Origin of the sequence: Pseudomonas sp. HD6515, from assembly GCF_024971855.1 — a bacterium.
Taxonomy (GTDB): Bacteria; Pseudomonadota; Gammaproteobacteria; order Pseudomonadales; family Pseudomonadaceae; genus Aquipseudomonas; species Aquipseudomonas alloputida.
In genome coordinates, this window is record NZ_CP079827.1 from 2,957,181 (window position 1) to 2,968,719 (window position 11,539).

Annotated in this window: 10 protein-coding genes and 1 pseudogene; all 11 read right to left on the reverse strand. The window is 61.3% G+C overall.

The annotated features are described in order from the left end of the window. Positions 1-47 precede the first annotated feature (47 nt). The gene (locus tag KW568_RS13710; RefSeq protein ID WP_004577463.1) at positions 48-2,249 is read right to left on the reverse strand and encodes an LTA synthase family protein; all 2,202 of its coding nucleotides are present in this window, start codon (positions 2,247-2,249) and stop codon (positions 48-50) included. A 135-nt stretch (positions 2,250-2,384) separates the two neighbouring features. After that, complete coding sequence (locus tag KW568_RS13715) at positions 2,385-3,665, reverse strand: hypothetical protein (protein ID WP_004577464.1); 1,281 nt, start codon at positions 3,663-3,665, stop codon at positions 2,385-2,387. A 46-nt stretch (positions 3,666-3,711) separates the two neighbouring features. After that, complete coding sequence (locus KW568_RS13720) at positions 3,712-4,464, reverse strand: hypothetical protein (RefSeq protein WP_004577465.1); 753 nt, start codon at positions 4,462-4,464, stop codon at positions 3,712-3,714. A 45-nt stretch (positions 4,465-4,509) separates the two neighbouring features. Then, entirely contained in the window at positions 4,510-5,190 is a 681-nt protein-coding gene (locus KW568_RS13725; protein WP_003253917.1) for a C39 family peptidase, read from the reverse strand. A gap of 61 nt (positions 5,191-5,251) precedes the next feature. After that, complete coding sequence (locus tag KW568_RS13730) at positions 5,252-6,703, reverse strand: hypothetical protein (RefSeq protein WP_003253916.1); 1,452 nt, start codon at positions 6,701-6,703, stop codon at positions 5,252-5,254. Between the two features lie 49 nt (positions 6,704-6,752). Beyond that, complete coding sequence (locus KW568_RS13735; protein WP_003253915.1) at positions 6,753-7,331, reverse strand: hypothetical protein; 579 nt, start codon at positions 7,329-7,331, stop codon at positions 6,753-6,755. A 1-nt stretch (position 7,332) separates the two neighbouring features. After that, a complete protein-coding gene (locus KW568_RS13740) occupies positions 7,333-7,770 on the reverse strand; it encodes a hypothetical protein (protein WP_003253914.1) in 438 nt (145 codons plus the stop codon). Positions 7,771-8,067: 297 nt separating this feature from the next. After that, complete coding sequence (locus KW568_RS13745) at positions 8,068-8,637, reverse strand: AAA family ATPase (protein ID WP_033727086.1); 570 nt, start codon at positions 8,635-8,637, stop codon at positions 8,068-8,070. Next, positions 8,634-9,200: a nicotinamide riboside transporter PnuC gene (gene pnuC, locus KW568_RS13750; RefSeq protein ID WP_003253912.1), complete on the reverse strand. Its 567-nt coding sequence runs from the start codon at positions 9,198-9,200 to the stop codon at positions 8,634-8,636. Before pnuC ends, KW568_RS13745 begins: the two co-directional genes overlap by 4 nt. A gap of 549 nt (positions 9,201-9,749) precedes the next feature. After that, positions 9,750-10,484 carry a methyl-accepting chemotaxis protein gene (locus tag KW568_RS31120; RefSeq protein ID WP_404940839.1) on the reverse strand — a complete coding sequence of 245 codons (735 nt, stop codon included), beginning with the start codon at positions 10,482-10,484 and terminating at the stop codon, positions 9,750-9,752. A 138-nt stretch (positions 10,485-10,622) separates the two neighbouring features. Continuing rightward, positions 10,623-11,384 (reverse strand): annotated as a pseudogene (mcpP, locus tag KW568_RS31125) (methyl-accepting chemotaxis protein McpP); the annotation flags it as partial. Positions 11,385-11,539 lie beyond the last annotated feature (155 nt).

Consider the following 11,539-nt stretch of genomic DNA (forward strand, 5'->3'; position numbering starts at 1 on the left):
AGGTCGATTCGACAAGCACCGGTGACCGGGCGATGAGCGGTACCTGCTTAGCCCGAATGAGCGATATGCCCCTCGGCCAGTTCATCGGCGTCGTCATCCTCACCCGGCAGGGCGGTGATCACGCTGAAGTCGCTGACTTCTACCTTGCCGCCGCCATAGCCCAGCAAGTGGAAGGAAAACGCCTTGCGCTCGGTCGGGTTGTCGAAGCTGAACTCCATCTCCAGTGGCGCGTCGGCAGTGACCTTTACCTCTTCTGGCAAGCCCAGCGGCACGTCCTGTTCCAACTGCTTGGCCTTGAGCCGGATATAAGCCGCACGTTCAGGGTCCAGCGAGCGGACCTTGACCCGCACGCGGGTATGCGAGCCTCCGGGCATTTCCAGATACTGGGCGCCAATGAGGTTGTCGGCCCAGTCATCGTCAATGCGCTTGCGCAACTTGATCGGCGAAGGGCCGCCGAACTGGTAACGCAGGTTGAGTGGGGTTTGCAGCAAGGATTGGTCGAGCACCCCGGCCAATGCGCCGATCTGTTGGCCCAGCAAGCTGTCGGCCGGCCCGAGGTAGCGGGCCTGGTCGGCGATAAAGCCCTCACTGGCATAACGCCGGCAGCGCTGTTGGAAGTCACATTCAGTGAACAGGCCCTGGCCATTGTGGTAGCGCAGCATGCCGTTGGTGTAGGAGATCATTTCGCGGCCGCTGTCGTAGTCGCGGTACAACGAGCGACCGCCAAGCGCCACAGGAATGGGCAGTGCGAAGTAGTCGAGCAGCGAGGTGGCCAGGTCGATATGGCCGTAGGTGCCGCGCTTGATGGTTGGCAGCTGGGCTTGCTCCGGCGCCAGGGTAAGGTTGAAGCCCCAGGACGACGCCAGGCGCACGCCATCGATGCCGTGAGACTCGTCGGAAGTCACCACCACCAGTGTGTCCTTGAGGACGCCCTGGCGCTCGAGATTGTCAAGAAATGCCCCGACTGCGTCATCCAGGTAGGCGACCGCTGCCTGTTTCGGTGTGTCGAAGCGCTCGAGGTACTCGGCCGGCGCCGAATAGGGCTGGTGGGTGCCCACGGTGAGCAACGTCAGCATCCATGGCTTGTCCTGCTTCTGCAACTGGCCCACATAGCCCAGGGCACCTTCGAAGAAGGCGCGGTCATCCTTGCCCCACGGGAAGTCCAGGTAGTTCTTGTTGGCGAACCACTCCTGGCCATGCACCGAATCGAAACCGATGTGCGGCATGATGCGGTCCTTGGCCATGAAGCGCAGGCCCGCGCCTTGCAGGTAGTGGGTGGTGAAGCCGGCCTGGCGCAATTGCGCCGGCAGGCAGGCCTGGTTGCGTTCGTTTTGGGTCAGCAGTTCTACGCCCTTGGGCGTGCCGTTGGCCAGCTTGTCGTAATCGCCGCACAGCATCGCATACAGGCCACGGATGGTCTGGTGGGTGTGCAGCACGTAGTCTGGGGTGTTCATGCCGCGCTCGGCCCACTTGCTGAGCTTGGGCATCAAGTCGTCGTTGAAACGGCTGTTCAGCGCCTGGCGGTTAGGCTGCAGGTAGGCGCCCGGGATGCCTTCCAGGGTAATCACCAGCAAGTTGCGGGCGCTTCCCGGGCCGGCAAGCAGCCTTTGCCCATGCAGGTCGGATTGAGTCAGGCCGCTGCTGGCCAGCGGGGTGAAGGGTTGCGTGCGGCCCATCCAGCCTTCGACCTGGCGTTGCAGGTTACCGACGCCGGCAGACATCAACTGGTGGGGGAGGTTGTATTGCCGCCACTGGTCGGCATCGGAAGGTAGCAACTGCTGGCTGCCCCAATGCGCGCCGAACAGCAGTACGGGTATGGCCCAGCCTTTGCGCGGCAGTGGCAGGTTACGCCGTGCACGGCTGCGCCACGCACAGGCCAGCCAGGCCAGCAAGCCGCCACCCAGGGCCCAGGGCAACCAGGCATGGGCCAGGCCGCCACCGGTCGAATTCTCCATGAATTGCGGGTCGGTCAGGTAATTAAGGTCGGCGCTGGTGGGCAGTCGGCCCACTGCGCTTACCAGCTCGGCCGAGGCCACCCACAGCGCCGCCCAGGCCAGCAGCACGGGCAGCGCCAGCCACCACGGCCTGCGGTGTAGCAGCACTATCAACAGGCTGCCGAGGGCGAGATCGGACAGGTAACCGAACGGGTTGGACCAACCCAGCATGGCGCGCGTACCCAGTGGGATCACCAGCACCAGGGCCGCCAAAGCGGCAAGCCGGGTGCTTGGGTGGTCGGACAGGTTCTTCACAAAAACTTCCCTTTTGCCATTAAATCGTCATGCATCTGTGCTTGATGATATCAGGCCTGGGCAGGGAAGGCGGCCGGTTACAAGGCTTGTAACCAAAGCCGGGCCCGTTCGCACAGGCCCGGCCGATGGCAACTATCAGAAGTAATAAGGGAATTTCAGGCTGAAAGAAAAGTCAGGTGCGTCATCGGTCAGACCAATGGACAGGTTGGGCACGATGGTCAGGTTGTCGGTGGCGGCGAAGGTCAGGCCAATGTTGAAGTTGGCGGCGTTGTAGTCACTGTTGGAGATCGATTGCCAGTCGCCGCCATCAGGTTTGATCTTGCTCTTGCGGGCGAACTGGTCGGATACCGAGAACGACATACTCATCTTTTCGTTCAGGGCAAAGGCGATGCCACCGCCGATCTGCCACGAGTCGCCAAGCTTGACGTCACCCGGCACCTTGCTGTTCACCTGCGGACTGATGTCGCTGAACGAGTCTTGCATGTTGTAGGTGTAGGACAGGCTGCCGAACAGCACGGCCGGGTCGAAGGTCTTGACCAGCGAGATGCCCGGTGTGATCGACCATACACCGTTGCCGGTCGGTAGGCTTTCCGGTACCGCGAGGTTGTTGTTGCCGTCCACCTCGCGCAGTTTGATGCCATAGGGGTCTTTGCCGGTCGGTGCCTTGATTCGCAGGGTGGCCACTGCGTCAGGCCAGGTTTCGTCCTCGTCGAGGAACTTGTAGGCCACCCCGACGTTGATATCGCCGATTTCCGGGTCGCGGGTCACGCTGGCATCGGAAGTGGTTGCCCCGGCTCCCCCCGCACCGCCAGACGAGTAGGTGGACTCGCGGTAAACCACGGGGACGTTGATATCGAACTGCCAGCGCTGCGCCAGGTTGTAGCGCGCGGTCATGTCCAGGGTCCAGTTGTCAGCCTTGATCCGGTCAAGGTTGATGCTGCCGAGGAAGATCGAGTCCAGTGCCAGAAAGCCATTGAGGGTCAGCGCACGGGTATCGTAATGGGTATAGGTAACGCCGGTTTCGAAGCTGAACTTGCCCCCGCCAAAGAATCCGCTGGCTTCGTCATACAGGTTGGAAACGCTTTGCGCCGGCTCGGAATCGGCTGTCAGCGCCTGGCCGTAGGAGCTCCCTGTAGTGCCCGGTGCGCCAGAGGCGACGGTCTGCGCACCTTTCACCCCCTCGGCCGGAGACTTGACCAAGCGTTTGGGTTGCGCGGCAGCAGGGGCCTCCTCGACCTGACGCACACGTTGCTCCAGCACCATCAGTGCCTGTTGCTGTGCCTCATAGCGGCGTTTGAGTTCAATCAGTTCCTGTTTCAGCGCTTCGACTTGTGGGTCGGCGGCTGCGTAAAGTGCGGTGGCGGGGGCCAAGGTAGTCAAGCACACAAAAGCTCTGAGCGTAAAAGATCGGTACATGGAGTTGCCGTCCCTTCCAACTACTTTTGATGAGACTGAGCGTAGATCAGTATCCGAAGGTGCGAAGACCTTTGAGCTGGTCGAGGCTACCGTTGAGGGAAGCCGCTGTCGGCACGCTCTCGCGCATGACAACGTTCAGGGTGGTGACGTTGTTGACCAGGTTGCCGTTGCCAAGCAGCGTCGAGTTCTGCAGCAGACCACCTTGGGCCAGGCGTTGCACGCTGCTGCCTTGGTTGTTGCTGGCATTGATGTTGAGCTGCACGCCCACACCGCTTGAGGACACACTGAGCGCGCCGGCGCCATTTTCCCCGACCAGGGTCTGGCCGGCGGCCAGTACCTGGCCTTGCTGTTGTACGGCGGGGGCCTGGTTGGCTTTGGTCACGTTGATGTCGACGTTGTTGTAAGCGGCGTTGTTGTCACCGGCTGCACGGACCACCTGGGTCACACCTTCGGTGGTGGTCAGGCCGTTGCCGCCCGTTACCACGCCAGTCCCGGCTGCAGATGCGCTGCTCGGCGCCGTACCTGCGCCTTTTCTATCGATCATCGATACATAGAACTGGGGTTTGATGGTCGATTGCTGAACTTGCAGCGTGGACGTTGCTCCGATCACATCCCCTTTTGCATTTTGCCAGGTGCTGGACATGACAATGCCGAAGCTCACGATTCGTCCGGGCATCACATAGCGGCCCCGCAGGTTGGCCAGCTCCTGGTCCTTCAGTTCGATGGGTTTCAACGCCTCTGCGTGACTGGGCAGGCTGGCTGCCAGACAGGCGATGGCCAACCACAATGAAGTCTTCATGAAATGCTCCCTGGAGCTTCATGCTCCTTGTCATTAGAACAGTCGTTAGAAGAAGTCGCTTCTGATGAAGCCGAAGTCCAGCAGCTCTGAGTCCTGCACGGGGGTGAAGTTGTTCACCCGGCCCTTGGCGGTCAGTGGCAGGGGCGGGTCGAGCAGGATGTTGTTCTTGTCGTAACCCTGGCCGATCACCGCGAAGATGATGCCGTTCCAGCCCTTGAGGAAATCGTCGACCTTGTATCGCCTGTGGCCCAGCACCGGATCACCGATGTACACCCAACCTTTGTCGACTTTCTGCATGACCACGAAGTGCTTGTAGCCGCGCACATCCATCAGCACCACGACAGGAATGCGTACGCTGTGCAGGGTTTCAGGCGCCACCCGGTAACCGCGGGCACGCATCCCGAGGCTTTCGACGTAGCGCTTCATGTCGAGCATCGAGAAGCCTTGCGTACGCACAAGGTCCTGGTCGGCGTGGGCCAGCATGCCTTCGATGATCTGATGTTCGTCCACATCCAGCCAGTAGGCCTGGCGCAGGATGGTCGCCAGCGCGGCCGCGCCGCAGCTGAAGTCGGTCTTTTGTTGCACCAGGTCGGCGAACTTGCGTTCGCGCAAGCTCTGGATCGGTTTGAACACCACAGCGCCGCCCGGCAGGACGGACAGCGGCATTTGTGCTGCTTCGCTCACGCTGGCCAGGCACAGCAAAAACGCCAAGGCGAAAATACGCATGATCGGATGCCTTAGGGTGTGTTGAAGAAAGGCCCCCCGAAGGGGGCCTCAAGCACAGCGGTCAGAACGAAGTGTTGGAGATGGCCAGCGAGTTGCTTTGCTGGTTGCCCACACCGGCTGCTACGTTCACGCCCAGGTTACCGCTGCCACCGTTCACCGAACCGCTAAGGGTTGCAGTGTTGGTAACTGGGTTGGCCCAGCCGGTCGGGGTCAGCACTTGGAAGGACACAGTATTGCTCAAGTCGTAGGCGCTGCTTTCGCTGTAGCTCTTCGAAACGTCGTTCGAGGATTGTTTTGATTGCTCGCCAGACTTCGAGAACTCAGACGCCGAAGCATTCTCGTACGAAGAGTCGTGAGACTTGGTGTACGAAGATTCTTTGGACTTGTCATACGCCGATTGATGCGACTTGTCGTAGTTGGAGTCGAATGCTTTCTCGAACGACGAGTCGTATGCACTTTCGTGCGACTTGTCGACCGACACATCCAGCGACGCGCTCAGCGAACCATCGAAGGTGCTGGAGCGGGTGCGCTCGCGACGGCCATCATCGGTGGTAAAGGTACGCGTGGCGTTGGCTGCAGCGTCCAGCGAAGCTGCCAGGCTGGCGCTGCTCGAGGCGCTGTGGCTGCCGCTGGCAGAGCCACTGGCACCCCAGCCGCTCGAGCCACTTGCGCTCGAACTGTTGGAGCCGCTGGCATTGCTGGATTGCGAGCCGCTGGAGTTCCAGCCACTGGAGCCGCTGGAACTGGCGCTTTGCGCACCGGCGACGCTGAAGCTCGAAGACGAGCTGCGGTCGTCGGTCGAGTTGAAGCTACCTTCCTTCGAGCTTGAACCGCTGGCCGATTTGGTGATGGTAATCGTATCCACCCGATAGGTGCGGTCGGCGCTGTTGTTTACAATCAGGCCTGGGCCGTCCTGATTGGCTGAAGCCGTGGCAGTGGCGTTACCCAGCGGGGCACCGGTGTTGGCGATGGCCATGGTGTTTTTCTGCTGGTTGAGGTCGCCACCGGCAACGTTGATGCCAATGTTGCCCTCAGCCCCGCTGGCCGAGCCGCTCATCACAGCCGAAGACTGGGTCGAATAGTTGTCGACCCGGTTGTTTCTGCTGGTTTGCACAACGTCAGCTGTGGCACTGGCCATGCCGAACACGAAGCTGTTGTCCAGGCTCGAGTCGGAGCCTGCGTTGGCAATGGCAGCGGCGTTATCTTGCTGGTTGCCGTTACCGGCCGCCACGTTTATGCCAACGTTGCCGCTGGAGCCGGTGCCAGAGTCACTCATCTCGGCTTCGTTGATGGTGCCTTCATTGGAGATGCGGTTGCCAGTGCTGGTTTGGGTGTCCCAGGCATTGGCCGTTGCATACACAGGGATCTTGGTGGGTGGAGGCGTGTGATGACCATTGTTGTGGTGGCCGTTATGGTGGTCATTACGCCGATCATTTTGCCCAGCTTGTACAGCAACAGCCATGACCGCAGCAATTGCGAAAACCAGAGGCTTGATTGCCATCGAGGGTTTCATGGTGATTCTCCGTACGCTATTAGGTTAAGTGTCGTTCTTAACTGCAGGGTCAATCCGCGACCCGGATGCTCAAGGTGTTGGCCATTCGGTTTCCCACCCCGGCACTCTGGTTCAACTGGATCACCCCTCGGCTACCGGTGAAGGCCTGGTCACTGGTGGTGACCTGGCGATAGCCTGCTGGAATGTCAGTTGCTCCGGAGTTGTTGATCAGCGCCACGTTCTGCTGCATGAGGACGCTGTCGTCGATGCTTTGCGGTTGTGCACCAATGCTGATGTTCAGTGCGTTGGCTTGCTGGGTGTTGGCACCTGCGCTCTGGTTGACCCCCAGGGCACCGCTGCCGTTGCTGAAAGCGTTGCCCTGGATGGTTGAGCGGGCGTCCATCGCGGGGTCGGCGGGCGTGTCGAGCCGTTGCCGGATCTGGGTGCTTGCATTGGCTTCGGGGCCGACGGCGATGGCGCGCGCATTGACTTGCTGCTGTTTGTCGCCAGCGGCCTGGTTGACAGAGAGGTTGCCCTGATAGCGGCTGCCTGAGCTGTCGATATCGGCGTTGTTGATGACGGGAACCAGGGATTGCGCAAAGGCCGGTGCAGTGCAAAGGGCGGCCAGCATCAGCAGTGTGCGCTTCATCTCACTTGCCCCCGCCGGTCAGAATCTGCAGCGGCGCGAGGCCACGCTGCACGCTCGAGTTGACCATGTTCGAGATACCGTTACCCGACCCCGTGCCGCGTCCGCCCGCCAAGTTGGGAAGCTGGTTCTGGTTGCCGAGGTTGCCACCCAGGTTGTTGGTCTGCTGGGTGACCAGGTTGCTGATGCCTGCACCGCTGCTGATGCCGGCGAAGTCGCCATCGCTCAGCTCGTTGGTTTGCTTGAGCACGTGGGCAGAAGGGTTGGCATTGACGGTGGTAGGGCTCGGGTCTGGGATCAGAGGGGGGATGGTCGCGTTGCGCACCTGCACATCGCGCTTGATGATGATGATCCCCTTGTCCGCCTGAGCCGTCAGGCTGAGTGACCCCAGTACACAACCCACCAGTAATAGGTGATAGAGGCGTTTGTCACGTTTCCTCACGACGGCAACTCCTTCTTTGAGCGCTGGCCCTGTTCAGCGATGCGAACGACAGAGCAGAAGGTGTGCCGCTTTTTAGAATCTTTTTTAGATCAGATAGTTAGGGCAAGAGGCTGACAAAGTGCGACGCATGCTGTCTCAGGCTTGAAACAGCTTGCTTCGAGCGTTGCCGGCAAAGGCAGCTGTGGCCTTGATTGGAAGGGTTTTTGCAGGTGTGTTTCACAGGCTTGACACTGCACCCAGGGCAGGGGGAAGCCCCGCAATTTCGGGGGCTTTGCCCCAACGGGGTGTGTCAGTGGTTTAACACTCGGCTGGGCATGCTGGCGCATCGCTACCAAGTAGCATAGCAACCGATTGCAAGGCCAGCAATTGGCGCTGCGGCCAATTGCCATCAAGTATTTGGTGCGGCTGGTTGTGCCGTGTCAGCCACGCCTGGCTGTCGTCGAAAAAGCGTTGACGATCGCTGAGGTCGGGTTGGCAACGCTGACCATCGGCAATCCAGTCCACCCCTTGCGGGCTGAGCAACAGGTGCAGGTCGTAACGCCGTGCCAGCAGTGCCTCTTCCAGCCAGGTTGGGCAGTCGTCGAACAGTGCCTGGCTCCAGAGCATGTTGCTCAGCAGGTGGGTGTCCAGAATTAGCAGTGGGGGTGCCTGCTCACGCGCACGGTCCTCCCATGCCAGTTGCCCGCGGGCGATGGCGGGAATATCGGCGTAGCAGGTGTCACGGCATTGCTGGTCGATGAAATGGCGCACGTACTCGCCCACCACCACGCCACCAAAATGTGCCTGGATCACCCCGCTAAGCCAGCTTTTGCCACTGGATTCTGGGCCGCACAGTACCAGCACTTTCATTGCTAGCTGCGCACTCATGGCTGTACCAACGCCGGGTCGCGGCGCCATTCCAGCCAGCCGCGTACAGCAATGAGGGTGAGCACGGCGAAGAAGCCTGCGGTGAAATACAACTGCTGATGCAGGTATTGGCCCACATAGATGATGTCGACCACCACCCACAGTGGCCAGCACTGCAGGCGTTTCTGCGCCATCCACAGCTGCGCTACCAGGCTGAATCCGGTCAGGGTGGCATCCAGCCAGGGCAGGGCGGCATCGGTCCAGTTGGCCATGGCCGCGCCCAGGGCGGCGCTCAGCAGCACCCCGGTGGCCAGGCCGGTGAACAGTGCCGGGCGTTGCAGGCGGGAGACCTGACGGGCGTCTTCAGCGTGGCCGGGGCGCTTCCATTGCCACCAGCCGTACAGTTGCAGGATGGCGTAGGCCACTTGCAGCAACATGCCCGAGTACAGCTTTACCTCGTAGAACAGCCAGCCATAAATCAGCACCATGACCAGGCCAATTGGCCAGCACCAGGCGTTCTGCTTGACCGTGAGCCAGACAGCGGTTACGCCGAGGAGGGCGGCAATGAGTTCAAGGCCGGACATCGGCGATCCTTGGAGGCTACGGGGAAGGGGCGAGATTGTAGCGGGTCGGCCGGTGAAGGTGTAGGGCGCAGCGGCGGGATACCTGGTTGTAGGAGCGGGTTTACCCGCGAACACCGGCAGCGCCGGTGCCATCCACCGCGTTGCTTCCTTCGCGGGCATGCCCACAAAGGATCGGCGGCGCCTTGATTACCAGCGCCCCGCCGCATCCTGGTCACTCTGCTTCCCCTCCACCCATCCAGTGGTGTGTCAATCAGCTTTGCCGGTGAAGATGACGCGTATCATCACTGACCTTCAGCGGGCTACACGCGCCCTGTGGGAGCGGCCTTGTGTCGCGATTGGGCCGCAAAGCGGCCCCGGGATTTCGGCTTTGATGCGCAGATTGTCGGGGGCCGCTACGCGGCCCTTTCGCGACACAAGGCCGCTCCCACTCCAATCGCGCCAGCTTTCAGAAATTGAGCAAGACAGTTGCTTCCACAGGTGCAGCGCAGGCTTGAAGGTCACTCGATACCTGCGGGAGTAGGCATGCCCGCTCCCACAAAGGGCTTGTTCTCAGACCCGGAACTGCCGCAACAACTGCTCCAGCTCTTCGCTCAACCGCCCCAATGCCACCCCGGCATCGCTGGACTGACGCGCCGCATCGGCGGTCTGCTGCGACAACCCGGCAGTATCCAGCACATTGCGGTTGATCTCTTCGACCACATGCGACTGCTGCAAGGTAGCGCTGGCAATGGAGGCATTCAATGCGGTGAGGTTGTTCAGCACCTGGTTGATGGCGTCCAGGCTGGCGCCGGCCTCGCGGGCTTGTTCGACAGTCTGGCGCGATGCCTCGCTGCTGGTGTCTATGGCCTTGACCGCAGCGTCCGACTGACTCTGCAGGTGCTCGATCATGGTATGAATCTCGGCCGTCGATTGTGCTGTACGCTGGGCCAGCAGGCGCACCTCGTCGGCGACCACGGCAAAGCCTCGGCCTTGCTCGCCAGCCCGTGCAGCCTCGATGGCGGCATTCAGCGCCAGCAGGTTGGTCTGTTCGGCAATGGAACGAATCACGTCCAGCACGCCGCCGATGCGCGTGCTGTGGCCGGCCAGGTCGCGGATTACCTGTACGGCCTCATCGATGGTCAGCGACAGGCGGTCGATCTGCGCCAGGCTGCCGTGGATGGCCTGCTGGCCGTGCGTCACCTGTTGTTGTGCCGTCCGCATCTCTCCGGCGGCCTGTTCAGCGGTCTTGGCCACGTCCTGCACGGCGTAGGTCACCTCATTGACTGCAGTGGCCACCTGGTCCATCTGCAACGATTGCTGGGCACTGCGCTGTTGTGCGGCACCCGCATTGTCACCGACGTGCCCGGCGGACTGGGCCAATGCGTGGGCCGCGCCTTGCAGTTGGCCGACGACACCTTGCAGTTTGCCGTTGAAGCGGTTGAAGTGCTCGCCCAGGTGGGTGATCTCGTCGCTGCCATGGGTGTCCAGGCGCCGGGTCAGGTCGCTTTCGCCGCTGGCGATGTTGCCCATCGCCTGCACCGCTTCCTGCAGCGGGCGGGCGATGCTGCGGGCGATCAGCATGACCACCAGCGCCATCAGCAGGGCAATGCCCACGCCAACCAGCGAAGCGTCGCGCAACTGGCGAGCGAATTCGGCCTGCACGTCATCGACGTACACGCCCGAACCGATGATCCAGCCCCACGGCTTGAACAACTGAATATACGAGGTCTTGGCTACCGGTTCATTGGCGCCGGGCTTGGGCCAGCGATAGTTGACCGGGCCGGCGTCCTGCTGGCGGGCAAGGGCGACCATTTCGTTGAACACGGCGAAACCATCGGGGTCGCGGATGGCGGAAAGGTCCTGGCCGTCGAGCTTGGGGTTGGCCGGATGCATGATCATCTTCGGCCCTAGGTCGTTGATCCAGAAATAGTCGTCATGGTCGTAGCGCAGCGCGCGCACTACCTGCAGCGCCTGTTGCTGGGCGGCTTCGCGGCTGAGCGTGCCGGCAGCTTCCAGGCCTTGGTAATAGGCCAGCACACCCGCGGCGGTTTGCACCACATGGCGGGTTTTCTCCGCCTTGGCCTGGTACAGGTCGCCATGGATCTGCCGCAGCATCAGCAGGCCCAGTACCACCAGCATGGCCACTGCCACCACAAGGATCAGCCACAGGCGCTGACTGATTGACATCGATCTCAGAGTGTTCATCCATCAGCTCCCGCATTGTTCTTTTTATTGAGGTGCATCGAAGCATGCTTTGCAGCGAGCCCACACCCGACTAATGGCTAAGTGCTATGTTGGTGGTAGTCTGCAACGGGTCGGGTAAAGCAATTGCCAAGGGGCTCTGTCAGGATTTCGGCCGC

What these genes read in the sequence shown, in the direction of transcription:
- KW568_RS13715 (WP_004577464.1), bottom strand. Translation starts at nt 3,665, where the DNA reads ATGTACCGATCTTTTACGCTCAGAGCTTTTGTGTGCTTGACTACCTTG.
- KW568_RS13720 (WP_004577465.1), bottom strand. Translation starts at nt 4,464, where the DNA reads ATGAAGACTTCATTGTGGTTGGCCATCGCCTGTCTGGCAGCCAGCCTG.
- KW568_RS13725 (WP_003253917.1), bottom strand. Translation starts at nt 5,190, where the DNA reads ATGCGTATTTTCGCCTTGGCGTTTTTGCTGTGCCTGGCCAGCGTGAGC.
- KW568_RS13730 (WP_003253916.1), bottom strand. Translation starts at nt 6,703, where the DNA reads ATGAAACCCTCGATGGCAATCAAGCCTCTGGTTTTCGCAATTGCTGCG.
- KW568_RS13735 (WP_003253915.1), bottom strand. Translation starts at nt 7,331, where the DNA reads ATGAAGCGCACACTGCTGATGCTGGCCGCCCTTTGCACTGCACCGGCC.
- KW568_RS13745 (WP_033727086.1), bottom strand. Translation starts at nt 8,637, where the DNA reads ATGAGTGCGCAGCTAGCAATGAAAGTGCTGGTACTGTGCGGCCCAGAA.
- pnuC (WP_003253912.1), bottom strand. Translation starts at nt 9,200, where the DNA reads ATGTCCGGCCTTGAACTCATTGCCGCCCTCCTCGGCGTAACCGCTGTC.
- KW568_RS31120 (WP_404940839.1), bottom strand. Translation starts at nt 10,484, where the DNA reads ATGGACCAGGTGGCCACTGCAGTCAATGAGGTGACCTACGCCGTGCAG.